Source organism: Shewanella submarina (genome assembly GCF_042646185.1).
Classification (GTDB): Bacteria; Pseudomonadota; Gammaproteobacteria; order Enterobacterales; family Shewanellaceae; genus Shewanella; species Shewanella corallii.
On the sequence record NZ_JBHRTD010000001.1, the window covers coordinates 442,606 to 463,902 of the forward strand.

Below are 21,297 nucleotides of genomic sequence, written 5' to 3' on the forward strand. Positions count from 1 at the left end.
GCCGATTACTGCAGCACGGCCGTGGCGGCTTCCTGCTCCATCATATCAATTGTTTCCTGCAGTTCAAGCCAGTCCATTTCACTCTCTTCCAGGGTATTGGTCAGCTCGGTCCTTTCCTTCAATACTGCTGTGAGTTTGGCTTTATTTTCTGCGTCGTACAGGCTGGTGTCCGCCAGCATGGCTTCCAGCTCTGCCAGTCTGTCGCTGCAGGTTTGCTGCTGGGCCTCCAGCTTTGCCTGCTGTTTTTTCAATGGTGACAGCTTTTGTCTGAGCTCTGCTTCCAGTCGTTTTTGCAGTTTTTTGTCTACTACCGGCTTGTCCGCTGGCTTTTCTGCAGCGGCTTCCACCTTGGCTGCCTTGGCAGCGTCCAGCAACCACTGATGGTAATCCTCGAGAGTACCGCCAAAGGCTTTGACTTCTCCGCCATCAACCAGGTAGTAGTCGTCGCAGGACAGGCGCAGCAAGTGACGATCGTGGGAAACAATCAGCATGGCTCCTTCAAACCCCTGCAGTGCCATGGTGAGGGCGTGACGCATCTCCAGATCCAGGTGGTTGGTGGGTTCGTCGAGCAGCAGCAGGTTGGGTTTTTGCCATACCAGCAATGCCAGCACCAGACGGGCTTTTTCGCCGCCTGAGAAAGGCTTGACCGGTTGCAGTGCCATATCACCCTGGAAACCGAAGCTACCCAGGAAATCACGCAGTTCCTGCTCTCTGTGATCCGGTGCCAGTCGCATCAGATGCTGCAGTGGGCTGTCATCCATACGCAGATAATCAATCTGATGCTGGGCAAAGTAACCGATGTTCAGACCGGCATTGGTCTCGTATTTGCCGTTCATTGGCTGGAGTTCACTGGCCAGTAGTTTGATTAAGGTGGACTTACCCGCGCCATTACGACCCAGCAGCCCGATACGGGCACCGGGAACCAGGTTAAGGTGAACCTTTTTCAGCACTTCTTTATCGCCGTAACCGACGGAGACTTGCTCCATGCTGACCAGGGGATTGGGCAGCGCATCAGGTTCACGGAATGACATGGTGAACTGAGAGTCGGCTTTGGCCGGCAACAGATCTGTCATACGTTCCAGCGCTTTCACCCGGCTTTGAGCCTGCTTGGCTTTGCTGGCTTTAGCCTTGAAGCGGTCGATGAATGACTGCATATGAGCACGCTCACGTTGCTGACGTTCAAAGGCTACCTGCTGCTGTGCCATGCGCTCGGCACGGATGCGCTCAAAGGCTGAGTAGTTACCTTTGTAGAAGTTCAGCTTCTGATGTTCCAGATGAACAATCTCATCCACAATACCATCGATAAAATCACGGTCGTGGCTGATCAGTACCAGGGTTCCCTGATAGGCTTTAATCCAGCCTTCCAGCCAGTACATGGTATCCAGGTCAAGGTGGTTGGTCGGCTCATCGAGCAGCAGTAGGTCTGAGCGGCACAGCAGAGCCTGCGCCAGGTTAAGGCGCATACGCCAGCCGCCGGAGAAGCTCTTGACCGGATTGCTTTGCTGCTTTTCTGAGAAGCCCAGGCCTGCCAGCAAAGTACCGGCTCTGGCTCGAATACTGTACCCGCCAATGGCGTCCAGTTTGCCGTGCAGAGTGGCAATGGCGTTGCCGTCATCGTTTTGCTCAGCCTTTGCCAGTTGGCTTTCAAGTTCACGGAACTCTTTATCACCATCCAATACATACTCCAACGCCGACTTTTCCAGTGCTGGTGTGTGCTGAGCGACAGAAGCAACCGCCCAGCCGGATGGCACTTTTATCTCACCTTTATCCAGGGTTACCTCTCCCTGAATCAGTGCCAGCAGTGAGGACTTGCCTGTGCCATTGGCGCCAACCAGTCCAATTTTATGGCCTGGGTAGATAGTCAGTGAGGTCTCTGATAACAGAGTTTTGCTGCCGCGAATGAGCTCAGCATCGGTAATGGTGATCATGGGTCGGAATTCTGGCCGGATGGAACATAATTGGGCGGCATCTTACCGCAAAGGCCAAGGGTGGGGAAATCCTATACCGGTTAATCCTGGCTGATGTGATAGAACGTATTGATTTCTCGCCCAGTATGGCAAAATGGCCGAAAAAAAGGAGCAAATCCAATGACCAGAATGAAAAAACGCTTCGTGGCTGGCGCCCGGTGTCCCAAGTGTCAGGCGATGGACAGCATTATGCTGTTTATGGAGAACGGTGTGGAAACCGTGGAATGTACCGAGTGTGACTATCGCGAGAAGCAGACTGACAAACAGGTCAGCGACCAGGCTGGTGGTGACATTATTGGGGTGTTCAAACCCTGAACATTATTTGGGCTTTCACTCCCAGTTTGTAGCCTGCAATGCACACCAGCAGCAAGAATGCTGCTGACAGCGTCAGTGATAACCATGCTGGCGCTCCCAATCCAAATGCCAACATAAATGCCAGCCCGTTAATTCCTTCCCAGAGGTTAAACACAGACAAGATGCTGCCATCTGCTGACGTACCAAAAACCTGATTGAAGATCATCAGCGTGACCAAAGTAAAAGTGAGTGGTAAGGCTTTATATAAAGCTGGCATAGCCAAATCCGGGAAGTGAAGGGCGACTGCAGACAATTTTATCAAAAAGGTTCAATCTGATTACACTGCAGGTATTACGCGCTGTGATGGCTAAGCCAGTATCCGGCTTTGTTCATCTGTCTTCATTGAAAACTGTTTGTGAAACAGATAAGTAAACACATTTCTATGGCGTTTCCCTCCTATCCTGTCACTTTTGGCTGTTAGTCGTCTTTTGTTTCCTTTGGCGCTCAGAACTCTTGTGAGCTATTTTTTGAATCAAATGTTTTGAAAATGTTGCGTTGACAGCATTTAATCCTGTGTGTTTACAATTTCTCAGGCTCATTGATTCAGTGAGTGATTCAAACACCTGTTTTGAGAGTAATGTGCGGTCTTTTGTTTTCAATCGAACGAAAGACAGGGGCGTTGTTGTTTTCTGCAAACCTGTGTTGCTGTTGAGTGTGCTTACCTAAGTGTGACGATTGGAGAGGTGATGGCAATGTGGCTGTCTCACCTTATCCGGGAATGTGCCGTTTAATGCGATCATCCGGGGTCGTAAAATAACAAGCAGCGTTTCTATCGGTCGATAGGGAGATCCCGTCAGCTGCCTGAACATAAAAAAGGTTTTGTGGCATGCAAGATGAACAGCAGAATATTAAGTATTACTCTACGTTTTTGATCCGCCTTGCGTGGACCGTAGAGGTGATTGCCGTGTTGATCGGCTTCACTATCTCAATCCTGATGTCGGTTTCGGCATTCAACTCAATTTCAACCTTCGAAAATATCAGCTTTATCGACAGCGCCTCGGCGATTGTGATTGCCGGTTTGCCCTTCCTGCTGGTGGCTGCGGTAGAGCTGTGTAAAATCCCACTGGTATTTGCCTTTATGGCAACGCGTAATCTGTGGTGGCGCAGTATCTTCCTGTTTTTCGTATTCTTCCTTTGCATTATTACCTTTGAAACCATGCTTAATGGTTTCGAGCGTAACTTCTCCAACCTCAGCAGAGCCATTGATAATCGTAAGAACGAAATTCTCAATGTAGACACTGAGATTGAACTGCTCGAAAAGCGTCGGGCTCATGTACAGAAGTTCACTGAAGAGGAGCTGATGGCCGAGATTGCACAGGAGGATGCGCAATCTCAGTTGGTGTTGGATGAGAACCTGGCTCGTATTGAGGCCAGTAAGAACCAGCAGCTGACCGCTATTAATGCCAACTTCGAGCCCAAGCTTAAGCAGGAAATTGCGGAACTGATGACGATCCGCGATGGCTACTATAAAGATTGGAACGAAGAGAAAGTGCTGATTGAAGAGCGCTTTACCAGTACCGTGGTGAGTAACGTCTCTGGCAGTAAAGATGAAAGAGAAAGGTTGCTGGCGGAACTTGAGGCACTTAAGGCGGAAATGAAGCGGGAAATGGACGATGCCAGCTTCCTTACCGAGGCTTCTGTGGAGCGCAAATATCGTCAGCTTATTCGTGAGAAAGAGCAGATGCTGGCCACTATTACTACGGGTTATCTCGGTGGCGGCGCACTTGAGAAGCAGTCCCTGATGGAGAATCAGTTAAGACAGCAAATTGAGTTTGTGAACAGCAAGTATGACCGTCGAATCAAGGATATCAATGAGCGTATCGATGAGAAGAAAGCTGAGATCCAAAGTCGCTATAACCAGAATGCCCGTCTGAGAAACTCTATTGTCGCCAAAGCCAGGACTGAGCAAAACCAGTTTATCGGTATGCGGGAAGACAATCTTGCTGAACTGGCGGAGTATGAAGCGACCAAGCGCAATGAATTAGAACGCATCAGCCAACAGGTGTTCGGGTTTGAGGAGCAGATCTTCAAACTCAGAAACGAGCAACGACTGTTGAATACCCAGATTAATCACCTGATTAATCAAAACCAGGTTTACCGTATCGCCATGTATGTGACCGGCAAAGATAACGCCGCAGAAGTCGGGCGCAGTACTGTGGGTATAGTTGCACTGGTGTGGTTTGGTTCGCTGGCACTGATTGCCGCTGTAACCGGGGTTATGTTGGCACTGGCCAGCTTCTATCTAAGACGAGAAGCCCGGAATTTGGCTACAGAAGAGGTAAAACCTTCGTCTGAGCCGGTAGATTCTGAGTCGGGTGAGGTAGCACCTTCCACTACAAGTTAAGCAAATCCAATTAGATACGTAATCGACTGGCCATGGTTATCCAACCATGGCTAGTACAAAATCTATTTCAAAGGCGCTAATTAGCGCCTTTTTGTCATTCTAAATAATGATATTTCGTTGTTTTTGTTAGTTCTTTTTTCTATTTCTGCACTTTCAAATAGTCCTTTTGACAAGCCTCAGTCACACAGTGGTGGTATCCCATTTGGTATATCCCCACTCCATAATAGCCAGCAATAAAAACAACAACAGCAGGGATGGCGACGTTGAACTTCAGGTTTGGGCTGACAACATTGATGTTACTGGCAACCTCCTTATCTACAGACGCTAGTGCTCACCCGGACTTCAGTGAGTTTGATGAGCTGGGTTTGTACACTCAATCTGCTTCTGTGACTCAGTCTGGTGATCTGCTCACAGCTGATATCTCTCAAAGCGGTATAGGTAACGCTGCGGTAATCATTCAGGCCAATTACAACAATTATGCTGAAATCAAACAGGCTGGTGCCGGAAACCTGGCAATGGCTTATCAGGATGGGGTAGGGAATGAAATCTATATTACTCAAACCGGATATGCCAACGTCGCTGTGACTGGCCAAATTGGCAATGGTAACTATATCGATGTCAATCAGGTCGGCACGGGAAACGAAGCCTACATATTGCAGACTGGAGACGGCCATCGTCTCGAATTAAATCAATATCACTCCAAAGAACCGTTTTATATGTGGCGTGCCGGTATAGGCAGTTCCACCACTATTACTCACGGTTCACCAAATTAATCGAGCGTTATTTAACCAAAGGAAGGTAACACTATGAGATATTCTAAAATTGCCATTTTAGTAACAGCTGTGTTGAGTAGTTCTGCTGCGGTTGCTAAATCGACAGATAATACAGCTGATATTGATCAGTTTGGAAACCACAATACAGCAGAAATTATTCAACAGGGAGATAGTGTTTGGAACAATGCTGAAATAGTTCAGAATTCTATTGCCACGAGTGCTGAAAATAAAAATACCGCTAAAATTACTCAGGAGCTAACTGGAGCTGCTAATAACGGTGCATTTGCAAAAATTACTCAAACTGCTGCAGAGGGAAGTGAAGCTGATATTACTCAGGAGAATAATGTCGGAACCAGCCGGGCTATTATTGACTCTACTGGCGCAAATAATGATGCAGATATTATTCAAAAGAATAACTTTAAAGTGAATGCCACCGCTAATATCACCCAAGCAATGGGTGAGAATGAGGCTTATATAGAGCAGCGGAATGCAGATAATGCACAGTCAAATATATATCAGAATGGTACAGGTGATAAGGCTGACATCGTCAATGTCGGGTCTGATTACTCTGATGCAACTGTGACTCAGGATGGCAACGGGCTTGACCAGAATACTGCTAAAATTGAGCAAACAAGGGCTGATCACGCGTGGGCTGATGTGACTCAGACGGGAGATGGGAACTATGCTCTGGTCGTGCAGGATACTAAAAACTATAATGCGAGTGCCGGACCAGACGCCCGTTATACCAACACGGTTGATATTGCTCAGGATGGTGATAACGATGCGTCTGTATATCAATATGCGACCAACAATAACGTAGACTTAGAGCAGTTCGGCACGTCGACAGCGACCATCACTCAAAATGATACCGGCAATAGTGTCGACTCAAAGCAGTTCGCGGGCAGCAATGTTTTAACTGTAACTCAAAGTGGTAATGCTGGTGATGTTGTAACGGAACAAACTCAAAATGCAGGCACAGCGAACTCAATCACCATTTCACAGCATGCTGCAAGTAATGGTACTTTTGCCAAAGTTATTCAAACTGATGGTGGCAATACAGCGACAATTGATCAATATGGCTCAGAACAATGGGCTGAACTTACTCAATCTATGGGGAATACTGCAGATGTCGAGCAGTCAGGACAAAACCAGACCGCTAATTTAATGCAGTCTGGCTCCGGTGATACTGTATTCATCACCCAAAAAGTGGGTGGAGCGTCTGAGGCGGATGGTAACTTTGTAAAGGTAATTCAGCTGGAAAGTAGCGTTGAAAATACCATAGACATTACTCAAGATGGTATGGGGAACAAGGCCGGTGCCGCAACTGAAAATGGTATTGGCAGCAGCATTACCATTGTGCAGGATGGTAACAATAACGAAATTACCGGTAAAGGCCAGTTGGGTGATGATACGTATGGCCATAATATTTATGGGGAGGGCATTGGAGCCTCAACCAATGGCGGAAATAATTCAGTAGATATTTATCAGGATGGTAACTCAAACAGGGTGTTTGCCCACGCCTCTGTAAATAACTCAATCATTGAAATTGACCAAACAGGCAACGGCCATTTCGCACAAGTGAACAACTTTAATGGCAATGGCGGTGAAAGTGATATGGTCAACGTAGACATAAAGCAATATGACGTTGATCAAAACGCCTATGTTAACTTTCATGGTGACCGAGCTGATATAGATATTGAACAGTGGGGAGGTAATAATACGGCCGATGTTGAATTCTGGGGGAATGACATTCAGGTTGATATTAACCAAAGCGGGTATTTAAATACAGCGGTCGTTGATATGGATATGGAAAGTCACGCCACATGGAATCAGGTGACGATTAATCAGGGTGACACTAATAACACGGCAAATGTGTATATGAGTGGTAGCCACAATACCGCGACTATTACTCAGGGTGTATTTGGGCCAAGCAGTTAATTATTGGTAAGCCGATTATCAGGGGAGCTTCGGCTCCCCTGTGCCGTTGTTATTGTACTGATTTAACAATTAATTTACGATTGTGGCAGTTGTGAGTGGGCCAGTGAATCACCGGATGTGAATCATGCTGTTGCAGGGAGGTGTTATGGGTGAGTGCCGTTATCTTGTGTTGCTTTTTCTGTTATTGGTTAAGCCATTGCAGGCCAGTGATGAGACTTTACTCAAAGCCAAGCCACATGAAGCTGACATTAATGACAGTAAGCCTAAAATCGAGGCAGACCTGATTGATGGCCTGATCCTCAATCGCACCATGACTCGCTTTGGGCACAGATTCTACAAAGAGTTTGTGATGGATTACCGCAATATCGGTGGCATGACAGACCATGATGGTTTGACCATAAAGGAGCAGGCTTCAGCCCGTAATGGCTCCCGCATGACCATACTCCACAACCGTAAACCTGTATTTGTGACTGTGGTGTCTCCCGCCAGCAGAAACATTGATGCGCAGGCTAAATCTGCTGCTTCATACGTAGATAAAGTTTTAAGACAACAAAGAGATCAAGCTGCCTGGTCCTCGCTGATGGATCCGGACCTGGCGGCAGATGAGTTTTAGGACTCACTTTTAACAACAAGAATAAGGGTGACAGGGATGACAAGAAAACACTCATTAAGGATGATGGCATTAAGCTGTTTATTAGCCTCGTCTGCCATTTCCGCAACTCAATTGACATACACACCGGTTAACCCGGCATTTGGTGGTAACCCGCTGAATGGCTCCTATCTGATGCAAAATGCCTCTGCCCAGAACGACAATAACTCAGGCAGTGGTTATGTGCCGCCTACCGCACTTGAACGCCTGGCCAGCTCTCTGGAGTCCCGGCTGATGAGCCAGCTGTTTAATGATGCCGCTAACGGTGGCGAAGGCTATCTGCGCACCGATGATTTTGAAATTAATGTGGTCAATGAAGATGGTTCTTTGCTGGTTCATATTCTTGATATTGCCACGGGCGAAACCACAGTGATTGAGGTCGGCGGTCTGATCTCGGAGGGAGGTTGATATGAAATATTGGCTCCCTGTGTTGGCAGCGCTGGCGTTGGCTGGTTGCAGCTCAACTACAGATATGCTTGAAGAGATCGAGCACTCCTCCAGTTTGATGCCCAGAGGGCAAACCTACTTTGATTTGACTGAGTTGCCATCCCCGCAGGGGGCAATTGTCGCGGCGGTCTATGACTTCAGGGATCAAACTGGGCAGTACAAGCCTATCCCCTCCAGTAACTTTTCAACCGCAGTTCCTCAAAGTGGCACCGCTTTGTTGGCGAAAGCACTGAGTGATTCAAACTGGTTTATCCCGGTTGAGCGGGAAGGGCTGCAGAACCTGCTGACTGAGCGCAAAATTGTTCGCGCTGGACTGAATGGTGATGGTGGCAAGCTGCCTCAGTTGAACAGCGCTCAAATCCTGCTGGAAGGGGGGATAGTTGCCTACGACACCAACCTGAGAACTGGTGGCGCAGGTGCAAGATATCTGGGAATTGGCGCTTCAACCCAGTTCCGGGTAGACACCGTGACTGTGAATCTGCGAGCGGTTGATATCCGCACCGGTCGTATGCTGAGTAACGTCACTACAACTAAATCTGTTCTGTCTCTGGAAGTGACTACCGGGGTGTTTAAGTTCATTGATGCCCAGGAGTTGCTGGAGGGCGAGGCGGGTTTCACCACCAATGAACCTGTGAGTTTGTCTGTATCGGCTGCCATTGAGAGCGCAGTGACTCACCTGATTGCCGATGGGATATGGAAGGGCAGTTGGAACCTGCAGAATCCGACGGAGCAAACCAATCCGGTACTGCTTAAATACTGGATGGAAGCGTTTGGAGAGAAGCAGGTACGCAAGAGACTGAGTATTGAGGAGCAGGTTTAAAGTAATTGCTTGGCCGAATTCAAAATTCAGTCGTTTCATAATGTTCAACAGCGGGTCGCATATGGATAATTGCGGCCCGTTTTTGTTGAGAGATGACCCCTGTTTTGAAAAAGCTCTGGCTATTGTTGTTTCCTCTGCTGTTGTCCGCCTGTGCACAACAGCCTGTCACCTGCGTATGTGAATCGCCTGCCAATAACACTGCACACAGTGGAAGCAGCAGACCTGCTATCCCCGCCAAAGACAGAGAAGCTTTTGAAAAGCTGATTCAATATTTCGCCACTCAGGTTAAGAAAGAGTGGGGCGATGATGATTATATGGTGGCCAGTAAGCATCACTATGTGAAGTACATCGACGGTTATCGTACCCGTGCCCATATTGACTTTGATAAAGGCAAAATCTGGGTCAGCACAGTAGCCCGTTATCAGCCTGAAGCCAGATTAAAAAATGCCATTATCGAAACCCTGCTGATGCCATCAGATCCTTCCAAGGTGGACCTTTTCAGCGACAAAAAAGTCGTGGTATCGGGCAAGCCATTTCTGCTGGGGCAGGTGGTGGATCACGATGGGAAACCTATTGAGTGGCAGTGGCGGGCCAACCGCTTTGCTGAGTTTTTGCTGGCCAATAAGCTAACCATGAAGCAGCTGAAAAAAGGTCATGCCTACTATGTTGAAATTGATATGGTGCAGGATCACCTGAGCCAGCGTGAGTACCAGTACGCCCATCTGATCCGTGAGGCGTCCCGACGTTACCAAATCGACGAAGACCTGATTTACGCCATCATCAAAACCGAGTCCAGTTTCAACCCTTATGCGGTCAGCCATGCCGGAGCCTATGGATTGATGCAGGTGATCCCCAAGACTGCCGGGGCAGATGTGTTTAAGTTGGTAAAAAACAGAAATGATATTCCTACCCGGGACTACCTGTTTGATCCGGCCAATAATATCGACACAGGTGCCGCTTACTTCCATATCCTGAAGAATCGTTATTTAAGGGATGTGGCCAACCCAACGACCAAGCATTACTCCATGATCTCTGCATACAACGGTGGAACGGGCGGTGTACTGTCGACCTTTGACAGCGACCGTAAGCAGGCGATGCGGGAGTTGAATGCCATGTCTCCGACTCAGGTGTATAACGCACTGACTACTGAGCATCCCAAAGCTGAGGCGAGAAGGTATTTGCAGAAGGTTTTGTATTTTCAGAAGGAGTTTAACGCCGGAAACCTCTGAGGTAACTGCTGCCTGCCCAGCGTTCTGACGGCATTGCTTTCACCGCCTCAGCCAATCACGTAGCGCTGCTACGCTCATGGACTGAAACGGCTCAGTGGCTTTGTCAGAGCCTCGGGCAGATTGCAGATCGAGGTGCGGTGAGCCTCGGTGAGGTGGTCTTTCTGCCAGTATTGACGGCTTTGCCACAAGGGCCAGCTCTGTGAATATTGAGCATGATGTCATGACCAGTGGTGGGTTCGATTGTTTCTAAAGGCTTGTGTCGTTTTCTTCCCTTCCAACAAAATCCCTTAAGTTTTTCGCTGAAGTTACACAAAGTCTCAATAGTGATTTAAATTAACTGCATATTGAGCCTTTGTGTGGTGCGTGGTGGTTTTCATCTCTCTACACTGTGTCCATCAAATATAGGAGGACACAAGATGAAAGCGAGATATTTACTGCCATTGCTGGCCATGGTTTCCTTTGCCAGTTCAGCCATGACTCTTTCAAGTCAGGATATTCAGGAAGGTTCACGTATGGCCAACACCTATGCCTATAACGGCTTTGGTTGTAGCGGTGATAATCAGTCCCCACAGCTGAGTTGGCAGGGGGCGCCCAAGGGCACTAAAAGCTATGCCATTACCGTCTATGACCCTGATGCGCCAACCGGCAGTGGCTGGTGGCATTGGCAGGTAGTGAATATTCCTGCCAAGGTTCACAGTATCAAGCGTGATGCATCTGGTCATATTAAAGGCGCCGATGAGCTGATCAATGACTATGGTAGTAAAGGCTTTGGTGGTGTGTGCCCGCCAGCGGGAGATGGTATGCACAGATATGAGTTCACTGTATGGGCTTTGCCAGACGCTAATCTGGAACTGCCAGCCAATGCATCTGCAGCGCTGGTGGGTTATATGCTCAATGCCAAGGCATTGGATAAAGCCACTTTGACCGCGACGTATGTGAACCCCTGATACAAGGGGCCCCAGCAACGAGAACATGATGAGCCGTAAACCTATTCAGACCAGTGTGTTTTCCGGCGTGCAGCGTCAGCCGTTGCGCAATGTGCTGATACATGCGCCTACCATTATCTGGGTGGATAAAGGCCAGAAGAACCTTTGGTGGCACGATCAGGAGCTGGCGTTTTCCCGGCGGGAGTGGTTGCTTGTACCAGCCGGTCAGTACCTGACTTTTGTTAACGAGCCCGGCGCTACTGAGTTTCACTCCCGGTGTTTGGGCTTGCTGACGCCACCGCCCGAGGAATGGTTGCTGCAGGATGAAGGTGCAATCTCAACGCAAACGCCTCCGTCCACCGCTGTGACTGACAGTTTGGCCTGGTTGTTTGAGGCGATATTTGCGATGCCAACCCTGAGCCACACTGCCCAGCAGCAGATGCTGTTTGCGCTCTATGCTGAGCTCAGGTCGCAGCGTGCACTGGGACTCTTGTTTCCCAGTGCCAATGAGTCCTTACGCGACAGACTAAGCCGCTACTTTGCCGTAGAGCCCGGTCGTGAGCATAAGCTGGAAGAGGTATCTCTGCACTTCAATATGAGCAGAGCGACCATGATACGTAAGCTGGCGGCAGAGCACACCAGCTTCAGAGATTTGCTTGCAGAAGTGCGCATGGTACATGCGCTGTCTTTGATGCAGGAGTCCAGATCTCAGCTGGATATTGCTCTGGCCTGTGGTTATCAGTCTGAGTCCCGATTCGCCGCCAGATTCAAGCTGCTGTTTGGCCTGACCCCGAGGCAATATCAGCAAACCTTATAACAGCTAAAACCTGGCCTGTTAATCCAGTGTCAGCGCCACAATTTTCAGTGGATGATTGCCATCAAATGAAGGGAAATCCTCATGGCAGTCGAGCCACTCATGGCTGACGACTTCACGTCCCTGTTTCTGCACGCAGCGGATCAGAGCGTCAAACCACACCTGTTTATCCACTTTGGCGACGTTGTTACAGCACACCAGAGTGCCACCGGCAGCAGTTGCCAGTACGGCGGGTTTTTGCAGGCTTTGGTAGTCGTTAATCAGGTCGACAATACCAAAGGGGCTTTTGGCGTAACGGGGTGGGTCAAGAAACACCAGGTCGAACTGGGAGCGTGGCAATTTCGGGTATTTCGGCAGACGTTGGCCACGGCGTCCGCCGACATTCAATCCGGCCAACTGTCTGAGCGCCGGAAACACATCACTTTGCACAAACTCGCAGCGCTCACTGACCTGGTTCAGCTCGGCATTGCGACGCCCGGCTGCAAGTGCAAAGGAGGAAAAGTCGACATTCATTACTTTGTCGGCACCACCAACAGCTGCAGCCGTGCCGATTCCACAGGTGTATGAGAACAGATTCAGCACCCGTTTGTTGAGACTGTGTTTGCGCACATATTCACGGCCAATTCGCATATCCAGAAACAGCAAAGGGTCTTGGCCTTCATGACGCATTTTGGAGGTAAACCAGATGCCATTCTCCTGCATCAGGGATTCCTGCTCTGCGTCACCGATTTCTTCATCTGTCAGGCTGTTACTGACTCTGGAGTGGTTGCCGGATCTGTCGTTGTAGGTCACTGGCAGTGCCGCGTGTGTGATGAGGATCTGAGTGATTTCGGCAAGCTCGTCTTCTGTCAGGCTGGTATGAAACGTTTGTACCAGCCAGTTATCGCCATAGCGGTCGATGTTCAAGCCATTGATGCCTTCCACTGTGCCATGGAATACGCGATAGCAGTTGGTGTTGTCGGCGACTGCCTGGGTAAGAAAGTGCTGTCGCTTGGTAATGGCGGCGGTCAACAGGGATTGTATAGACATGTGGTGGCTCGATTGAAGCTGGGGTCAGGATTGACCCCGGCATGGTAGCAAAATGCGCTAAGGCTTACCTGTTTTATTCTGCTATGGGGCCGCCAAGCTCCCAAACTTCCCAACTTTCAAAGCCCTGCGCTTGTGCCAGTTCGATAGCTTTGCGGTGCAGCACTTCGGCCTCTTGAGCATGCCCAAGCGCGGACTGTGCCAGACTCATTTGCTGATACCAGTCGGCGCTTTCGCCTGCGGCTGACTTGATGCTGTCCAGCAGGGAGGCAGCTTTTTCCGCCTGCTTGGTCTTATTGAAGCCTTTGCTGATCCCCAGTGCAATTTCTACATAAGAGTCAGGCAACTGAGTTCTGGCGCTGGCCAGAATCTGTTCCAGCTCGTCTATCTGCTTGGAAGCAAATAGATATTTCGCCAGGTAGTATGCCTGCAACCAGTCCATACGGTATCCGGCCCATTGCGACTGCTTGTCGGCAAAGTGCTTGAATACAACCTGATAGTCCGGCATCTCCATCAGCTCATCCATATCTGTGTAATGGCTGTCGGCAAGGATATTCAGTCCATCCATCATGGCCGGTATCGCAGTGGTGTAGTGGGTATCATTGGGATAGGTATTAAAGGTCACCTGCCAGCCTGGCGCCTTCTCAGTCAGTAAGGTGTGGAAGTCTCTTATGCCCATGCCCTGTTCATTGGCGACCGACAAAAACAGGGGGGGCAGTGGTTTACCTTTATTGGCTTTTATGAACTCTGTCAGCTGATTATTGAAGCTGTAGTTGTCATACCAGAGGCTGGGGCTCATGGAGATAAAGGCGTTGAAAGGCGTGTCTTTCGCCATCATGGCCTGCAGTACAAACAGACCTCCAAGTGAGTATCCGGCAACGGCATTGCTGCCGGACGTTCGATAATGTTTGTCGATGTAAGGCACCAGCTCCTGACTCAGATGCTGCATCATTACATCAATGCCACCAAACTCATCCCCCTCTTTTTCTGATTGCCAGGTAGTACTGTAGAGGTAATCCGGGTTGCCCTGATTGGCAATACCCACCACTATCATTGGCGGCAATTTGCCCATGCGGGACTGGGTGTGGGCCAGCATGGCGGTGTGGCGAAACTGGAAGTCGCCATCCATTACATAAAGCACTGGGTAGTGCCTTTGCGGGTAGGCTTGATATCGCTCAGGTAACGACACCATAAAGCGCCGTTTTGCATCATAGGCTTTGGACTCTATATTGTCCGCAATGCCATAACTCAATACCTCTGGTGCCGCGTTGACCATAGTCGGAAGGCAGATACACAACAGCAGCCCAACGGACTTAGGCGCGAGGACTTTGGGCAGAAGTGAACTGAAAAGTGAGCGTGAAAATACCAGCCTGGCCATCATTGGCTCCGATTATTATTTTGATAAGAGTTGCGAACAGCCTACAGAGTGGCAAGGGGATGGTCTGTAGGAAGAAAGGATTAACACCTGTGCTCAGCTGTCTTAAGTCACGGCTGAGCACAGGGGCGTTCTGTAGCAGTTAAGGTTTGCGGAACAGCAAGGTCATACGGTCAGACTCACCAATGGCCTGCATGGCTTGCTTTTGCTCAGGGTTGTCCCGACTGCCGTTAAAAGAAGGAGGTAAGCGCCAGACAATGTCTGTCTCACTGGGTTTGTCCTTGGCGTTGGCGTTGATTTCACTTTTGGCAACCAGTTTGAACCCGGCATTGGTAAACAGCTTGATGATGTCTGATTGCTTCATATAACCGCGGTTACCCTGAACACTTTCATCTGAAGCACTTTCTGGCGCTCTGTGTTGCACTACGCCCACCATGCCGCCTTTTTTGAGCAGTTTACTCGCTGCCTCAATGGCCTGAGTCATTGTGCCTGCTTCCTTTTCAAAACGATTCAGATTATGCAGGGCGCGGATAAAGAGTACGCGATCCGCAGTCCCCTCTGCGGATGCAGGCACAGAAGCAAAAGTGAAGCCTTCAGCTTCAGGACCATCTTTGGAGAAACCGGCGACCAGCTCAGGGAACTTACTCGTGCTGGCAACACGCTCTTTAATGCGCTCGGGAGAGAAGAAACCGAATCTGGCCCACATGTCATCGGCATAGTTGACGCCATACAGTGTGCCGTCTTCACCCAGATAGTCCGCCAGAATTTCGGTATACCAGCCGCCACCGGGAAGCGCTTCAGCGACAACCATTCCGGGCTTTACCTGAAAGAACTCCAGTGTTTCGACCGGGTGGCGGTACTCATCTCTGGCCTTGGCCTTATCACTGCGGGATTCAACGACCTGCTCCAGCGTTGGCGCAGGACTGGCAACGACAGATGTGCTGCCCAGTGCCAGCAGCATAGCTGCACCGAGCAGGTGGAGTTTGGACTTGTTCATGGCTAACCTTCCTGTGGCGATAGAAATCGGTAAATAATTCACCAATTTCTGAAATAAGCCCGGAGATTACCAGTCGAGAATTGTAAGCGGATATTGATTGCGCTCTTGTTTACATCAGGGCTTCCACTTCAGTGCGCAGCAATCGCAGGATATTGACTGTATCCAATTGTTCTCCCTGCTGTTCTATCTCCAGCAGTCGAGCACGGATATCATTTTGATGCTGACGCATTACTTCAAAGAAATAGGGCGAGTTGGCATCTTTCAACAGGCGGTTATGCCAGTTGTCGAACACTGCAATGGTTTCTGTAAGTTCCCGGGTTATCAGATCGTCAGCGGCCAGTTTTTGTGCCTGCCAATTCAACAGGGTGAACAAGCGCAAAATAATGTTGGACCCGTGGCAGCACAGCAGGATCACTTCGGCGACACTGCTTTTGGGTCTGGGCTCGGCCAGGTACCCCAGCCAATGGTCAAACAGGTTGGTGTCGTTGCGTACGCACTGTTTGAAACTCTCCTCCAACTCCTTGCTGTCGTCAGGCTGAGACTGATTAGTCTGGGCAGGATGGCCCAAATACAGCTGCATGGATTTCAGATAGGTCAGGTAGCCGGAGACAGTCGACAACAGTTGGTTGGGGAAGGCGCGCTTTTGCCACTCGGGCGCGATAAAGAGTACGCACAATACCGGCAGAGCCACACCCAGCAGGGTATTTTCCAACCTTGGCAGCAAAATACCATCTCCATGGCCACTCAGGGCAAAGCCACAGAATACAAACAGGGTGACACAGAACACGCCAAAGCCGTAAAAACGGTTGGCTGTGTGGAAGAAGCCTATGGCGGCCAGAGTAAAGGTGGCAACCAGCAGAGGTTCGCCTATTTGCCAATGCTGCATCAGGGCAACAATTGCCAGACCGCCTATGGTTCCCGTGAGACGCTGAAGTAGTCTGGGCCAGGTCAGCGCCAGATTAGGCTTGAGCACCAATAAACTGGTCATCAGAGTCCAGAAACCAAACTCCAGATGCAGCGCAGTGACGACTGCCCACCCGAGTGTCAGGCTAATTACAGCCCGAACTGCATGGCGGAAGTGGTTGGACTTCAGAGTCAGTTGGCTGCTGAATTTCTGCCAAAGTACACTGGCGGAGGAAAGCTGCAGTGACTTGCTGCCCGTATGGCTGTTGGCTGGCACAGGATAACCGGACTCAAGTTGGGTCAGAGCGATATTGATCAGCTCAAGCTTATCGATAACAGCCAGGGTTTGCAGGTATTCATGGCGAAACTCAGGGCCGGGTTCCATCCCTTCCCGCGCGGGCATTTGACGCAATGCATCAAAGCGCTCCATAGGCAGACTCAGGTTGGCGGCCTTGGGTTTGGCGGTACGCAGACGTTGCGCCAGGTCTCCGGACAGCGCATGAATTTGTTCAAGCCAGAACTGATGTTGGGACTGATAGGCGGCTCCCGGGGTGAAGTGCAGCAGACGTGTTAACTCTGCGATTTTGTCTGCCGTGTTAATACTGCCCAGCAGCCAGCCCAGCTCCTGACTTTGCTCACCGGCGGTCAGGCGCTGCTGCACCTTTTGCTGCAGCGAGTTGTATTTACCTGCATACAGGGCACGCAGTTTGGCGGTGACCACAAAGGTCTGGCAATAGCTTCCCGGCAACAGTGGCCGGGTATGGGAAATCAACTTCTGCGCCAGCTCCTGGTAAAGCTCATGTTGCAGGTCTCTGTCTTCTCGTCCCGGCCAGCGCCAAAGGGCAAAACACTGCCACATGGCATACCAGATTGCACCTGCAGTCAATGCCAGTGGTAGATGCCAGTCTTCCAGTCCCGGCTGGTAAATCAACATGGTGTAGATACCCGCCAGCACAGTGGCGAAGCCCACGGCACCCAATCTTGGGGAGTATACAGACTGCATGAGTAGTACAAAGCTGCTGCCTGCCAGATACAGACCATAGAGCCAGGGCGTAGGGAAGAGGACTACGCTCAGATAACAGTGTATTGGGAACAGGATGAAACACAGCAGAAAATCAAGCAGCCGATGACGGGTCACACTGGCGCTGTCACCTAGGTGGCAGGCGATACTGCCCAAAGACAGGGCAAACCCAGTGGTGTAATGACCCAGAAAGAACAGCGGCAGGGCACAGCTCAGGTAGCTGAGGGCAGCAATGTTGGCGCGTAAGTTCAGCGCATAACGTAGCAAAGGGATTTGAAAATATTTAGGAAAGCGCTGTAACGATGAGCCGGATGGACTGTTCTGGTTCATATTCGTTGGTGTAAGTCACTGAGGTTAGAAGATTCTACCACTTTTGTGTTGCACCTGTAGTGGCTTGTATTTGGCTTTGAACTGAGTGAAATTTACTTATTTTTAAATAAAAACAGTTGGTTATTAGTGTGTTGATGCTCTTGTCGCTGCATGATGAATTAAAATTCAGTTTCGGGGAAACAACCTGTTGATGAACCGGTTTTTAGTTCTGAGTCAGTGATGCTGAAAATTTGATTTTTGCCAGTGATTTAGCTGGTTTGTGCAAGCGTTTTTGGCGATATAAATCGTCCTGTTGTGTGTTGCTTGAATGTTAAAATCTCCATAGATATCATCCCTCTGGATTCATGTTATGGCTGTTAAATAATTAAAAACATTAGTTTTTGTGCGGAAATTAAAGGGTGCCCCTTTTGACTGTGCAGAAGCAAGGCCTTGGGGGACGAAGAAAGTGAGATATTTAGTTGCAGGCACTTTGATGCTTGGTTTGACCGGCTGTGGTGGTGGGGACAATGATGAGACTGACATCAATGAACCTCTGGCAAATGTGCCGCCTTCGTTTATTGTGGGCAGTGTTTCAACTCCTGAGGATACCCCGCTGACCGTAGGACTCACTGCCATTGCGAGTGATGGCGATTCCAGGTCCCTGACATTTAACATAGATCAATGTCCTCAGAACATAGTTTGTAGTCTTGAAGAGGAGAGTCTGGTTCTGACTCCCGTGACTGACTATTTTGGCCAGGAAAACCTGATTGAGATGACAGTGACTGACGATGCTGGGGCGTCAGTCAGTGGCAGTTTTAACCTGATAGTCACCGCTGTGAATGATGCGCCGGTTCTCTCCTTAAGCGATCAGGTGACGGTTGAGGATAAGCCTTTGAGTATACAGTTGGCTTCCATAGCCGCTGATATTGATAACGATCCCCTTGCGTTTCAGGTAGAGAGCTGTCCTCAGTCAGTGGAGTGCGTTATTCAGGATGGCATGCTGACCATGACACCTGCCGCCAACTATTTTGGCGACACAAATACTATTTCAGTCTCTGTATCTGACGGCCAGCAAGTAGGTGTCACTGACACTTTCAACTTGGTTGTGAGCCCAGTTAATGATGTCCCTCAATGGCAAAGCCTGCCATCGCTGGAAATGGAAATATCCAAATCTGTCAGTCTTGATCTCGGTGGTTATGTCAGCGATATAGAGCAAGATCAGCTGGACCTCTCCATCTCTGCCTGCCCAGCCGGAATAGAGTGTCGGATTGAAAATAATGAGTTGATTCTGGATGGCGCGACGGAAGTTGGAACGGAGCTTCGGGTCGCGGTGACTGCGACAGATGGTTCCGACACCGCTGAAGCAGAGCTGCTGCTTAATGTGAATCGTCTCAGCGTAAGCAGTCTAAGTGGTGTGGCGTTTTACCCTGAGTTCAATGGTCTGACAGGAAACGACAATATCACTTTATCCTTTACTTCAGACCAAACAATAGAAGCTGTTTTGGTTAACGGCCAGTCTGAATCTTTACCCGATGAAGGCAAAAGTTGGCAGAAAAACTATTCGCTGGTAATGGGTGAAAACCTGTTTGATATTGAGATTAGAACTCACGATAAGAGTTGGCAATTTGAGCGAGTTTTAAAATACTCAGGGCCAATGCATCACGGCAGTTCACACGGCAAGTTTGATGGTAACAGATCTTTTATCGTCAGTGACTATCGTCGTGGAGGATTATTATCCTTTGATTTGGAAACCTTAGAAACCAAGTTTTTTGATGATGCCCTATTGCCAGAGCTTGCCGGCAACATGGATGCATTTTTAGTCCATGGCGATACCATTCTGGCGTCTGTTTATGATTACGATCTGGGTAAATACACCCTGGTAGAAATAAACACTGCAGATAGCACGTCATCGGTGATCCATTCTTTGGAATCGGGGAGTAAATATGACCTGATGACGCTGTCTGATGATGGTAACCAGCTGTATTTCTTTAATAATAATTATATTTATGATGATGGGAATGATACCTGGATAGAGGTTCAGGAATTTTATCGTTTAGACTTGGCCGCTCAAGAGCTGACTTTGCTGGCTGATACCGCGAAGGTGCCTGACGATGAGGAGATTAACTCATTAAGGCATATGATCTATGACCCATCTGAAAACCGTTTGCTGGTGATTGATGATAACTACAGGGCATCTGAGCTTCGTCTCTTGTCTATGCATTTGGACGGCGCAAATTCAGGACGGCTACAGGAAGTGAGCCTGAGTGCTGATGGTCATTGTATTGCTGGATTCTCAGATTTAAGGATCTCCTATGTTTCCCCGAATAGAGATGGCAAGTGGTTTTGGGCGAACGGCATAGATAGAGGCAATGTATACCAATTTGATATTGCGTCAGCCTGTATCACCCAAGTTCATAGCGTGCCTGATAAGCTGCAACGTAACAGGCACTCGCTGCAGGGCGTCGATATCAATACCGCGACAGGTGAGATGATTCTCGGTTTTTATCCGGGACCTATATTGTTTAATCCTGCTATCGATAACTATAAAGGCCTCGAAATAGATGGTTTTGCCGGTCCATCCTGGGAAGTTGGCGAGCCCGCTTTTATGGCGTTCGATGCCGGAACGGATACCATCTATTACACGGATCAGAAGTTTCTGCTCAGCCTTAATTTCGCTTCTGGAGAGTTCCGTCAGCTTCATGAACTGACTGATGATGCTTATGGTGTTGAGCTTGATGACATTAACAAGGTGCTTTACATCGCAGATGAAGGTGATGAACTAGGCAAGTTTGATCTGCAGAGTCAAACCTACACCCAGCTGTTGTCATCAACAGATGGATATGATTTTGAGCATCTGACACTGGGAGACAATGGCATACTCTACTTTGAGCACCGAGATGTCATTATGTCCTACGATACCCAATCCGGGTTAGTGACTGAGTTGTCGCCTGATGATGCAGAGCATACTTTGTATCGGGAAAATCATATGGTGTTCGATAGCGTCAACCAAAGGCTGATTATTGATACTGAAGATAAAGTTACGGACGCAACCTACTTTATCGCGATAGATGTGCAGACTGGAGAGCGAACCTCGTTAAACCCTGATAACACTGTGGAGTATTATATAAGTGACTATCTGGATATTACCGATGATGGTGCGGGTTTAATATTCTATGAACCATCCAAAGACAGCCTGGTTGAATTCGACTTCGCGACCGGGGCGATGACTGAATTGCTCTCTGAGTCAGAAGAGTTGAACAAAATAAGTGATGTCACAGATATTATTAAGGTCGGTGAGCATAGATATTTATTGGGCGATGATGACTTGGGTGGTTTTTGGTTGGTCAATTCGATAACCAATGAGCGTATATTGTTGAGATAAGTATTTTCCAAATCGCGCTGTCT

Annotated in this window: 17 protein-coding genes; 11 read left to right on the plus strand and 6 right to left on the minus strand. The window is 49.0% G+C overall.

What is annotated here, in order from left to right:
• Positions 1-5 precede the first annotated feature (5 nt).
• Entirely contained in the window at positions 6-1,928 is a 1,923-nt protein-coding gene (locus ACFOE0_RS02080) for an ABC transporter ATP-binding protein (protein ID WP_248937296.1), read from the minus strand.
• A 159-nt stretch (positions 1,929-2,087) separates the two neighbouring features.
• Between ACFOE0_RS02080 and ACFOE0_RS02085 the strand changes: the two genes are divergently transcribed.
• Positions 2,088-2,282 carry a YheV family putative zinc ribbon protein gene (locus tag ACFOE0_RS02085; protein ID WP_205407327.1) on the plus strand — a complete coding sequence of 65 codons (195 nt, stop codon included), beginning with the start codon at positions 2,088-2,090 and terminating at the stop codon, positions 2,280-2,282.
• On the opposite strand, the gene ACFOE0_RS02090 is transcribed toward ACFOE0_RS02085, so the two are convergent.
• Positions 2,272-2,538, minus strand: a complete 267-nt coding sequence (locus ACFOE0_RS02090) for a hypothetical protein (protein ID WP_248937297.1) — start codon at positions 2,536-2,538, stop codon at positions 2,272-2,274. The genes ACFOE0_RS02085 and ACFOE0_RS02090 overlap by 11 nt on opposite strands.
• A gap of 609 nt (positions 2,539-3,147) precedes the next feature.
• Between ACFOE0_RS02090 and ACFOE0_RS02095 the strand changes: the two genes are divergently transcribed.
• The 9 genes from ACFOE0_RS02095 to ACFOE0_RS02135 all read left to right on the plus strand — a co-directional run bounded on the left by ACFOE0_RS02095 (position 3,148) and on the right by ACFOE0_RS02135 (position 12,264).
• Positions 3,148-4,665: a hypothetical protein gene (locus ACFOE0_RS02095; protein WP_248937298.1), complete on the plus strand. Its 1,518-nt coding sequence runs from the start codon at positions 3,148-3,150 to the stop codon at positions 4,663-4,665.
• 254 nt (positions 4,666-4,919) lie between these two features.
• Positions 4,920-5,438 carry a hypothetical protein gene (locus tag ACFOE0_RS02100; protein WP_248937299.1) on the plus strand — a complete coding sequence of 173 codons (519 nt, stop codon included), beginning with the start codon at positions 4,920-4,922 and terminating at the stop codon, positions 5,436-5,438.
• 33 nt (positions 5,439-5,471) lie between these two features.
• Positions 5,472-7,376, plus strand: a complete 1,905-nt coding sequence (locus ACFOE0_RS02105) for a hypothetical protein (protein WP_248937300.1) — start codon at positions 5,472-5,474, stop codon at positions 7,374-7,376.
• 124 nt (positions 7,377-7,500) lie between these two features.
• A complete protein-coding gene (locus tag ACFOE0_RS02110; RefSeq protein WP_248937301.1) occupies positions 7,501-7,989 on the plus strand; it encodes a curli production assembly/transport protein CsgE in 489 nt (162 codons plus the stop codon).
• Positions 7,990-8,025: 36 nt separating this feature from the next.
• Entirely contained in the window at positions 8,026-8,433 is a 408-nt protein-coding gene (locus ACFOE0_RS02115; RefSeq protein ID WP_248937302.1) for a curli assembly protein CsgF, read from the plus strand.
• 1 nt (position 8,434) lies between these two features.
• A complete protein-coding gene (locus tag ACFOE0_RS02120) occupies positions 8,435-9,292 on the plus strand; it encodes a CsgG/HfaB family protein (RefSeq protein WP_248937303.1) in 858 nt (285 codons plus the stop codon).
• 104 nt (positions 9,293-9,396) lie between these two features.
• Positions 9,397-10,521 (plus strand): membrane-bound lytic murein transglycosylase MltC, encoded by a 1,125-nt coding sequence (gene mltC / locus ACFOE0_RS02125; protein ID WP_248937304.1) that lies wholly within the window; start codon positions 9,397-9,399, stop codon positions 10,519-10,521.
• Positions 10,522-10,937: 416 nt separating this feature from the next.
• Entirely contained in the window at positions 10,938-11,468 is a 531-nt protein-coding gene (locus tag ACFOE0_RS02130; protein ID WP_248937305.1) for a YbhB/YbcL family Raf kinase inhibitor-like protein, read from the plus strand.
• A gap of 25 nt (positions 11,469-11,493) precedes the next feature.
• Positions 11,494-12,264 carry a helix-turn-helix domain-containing protein gene (locus ACFOE0_RS02135; protein ID WP_248937306.1) on the plus strand — a complete coding sequence of 257 codons (771 nt, stop codon included), beginning with the start codon at positions 11,494-11,496 and terminating at the stop codon, positions 12,262-12,264.
• Between the two features lie 18 nt (positions 12,265-12,282).
• Here the strand turns inward: ACFOE0_RS02135 and ACFOE0_RS02140 are convergent, their stop codons facing one another.
• The 4 genes from ACFOE0_RS02140 to ACFOE0_RS02155 all read right to left on the minus strand — a co-directional run bounded on the left by ACFOE0_RS02140 (position 12,283) and on the right by ACFOE0_RS02155 (position 17,913).
• Positions 12,283-13,290: a class I SAM-dependent rRNA methyltransferase gene (locus ACFOE0_RS02140; protein ID WP_248937307.1), complete on the minus strand. Its 1,008-nt coding sequence runs from the start codon at positions 13,288-13,290 to the stop codon at positions 12,283-12,285.
• A 73-nt stretch (positions 13,291-13,363) separates the two neighbouring features.
• Positions 13,364-14,668 carry an alpha/beta hydrolase-fold protein gene (locus ACFOE0_RS02145; RefSeq protein WP_380711299.1) on the minus strand — a complete coding sequence of 435 codons (1,305 nt, stop codon included), beginning with the start codon at positions 14,666-14,668 and terminating at the stop codon, positions 13,364-13,366.
• A 136-nt stretch (positions 14,669-14,804) separates the two neighbouring features.
• A complete protein-coding gene (locus tag ACFOE0_RS02150) occupies positions 14,805-15,659 on the minus strand; it encodes a class I SAM-dependent methyltransferase (RefSeq protein ID WP_248937309.1) in 855 nt (284 codons plus the stop codon).
• Between the two features lie 109 nt (positions 15,660-15,768).
• Positions 15,769-17,913: an FUSC family membrane protein gene (locus ACFOE0_RS02155; protein ID WP_248937310.1), complete on the minus strand. Its 2,145-nt coding sequence runs from the start codon at positions 17,911-17,913 to the stop codon at positions 15,769-15,771.
• A gap of 445 nt (positions 17,914-18,358) precedes the next feature.
• Between ACFOE0_RS02155 and ACFOE0_RS02160 the strand changes: the two genes are divergently transcribed.
• Positions 18,359-21,274 carry an Ig-like domain-containing protein gene (locus ACFOE0_RS02160; RefSeq protein WP_248937311.1) on the plus strand — a complete coding sequence of 972 codons (2,916 nt, stop codon included), beginning with the start codon at positions 18,359-18,361 and terminating at the stop codon, positions 21,272-21,274.
• Positions 21,275-21,297: the final 23 nt, after the last annotated feature.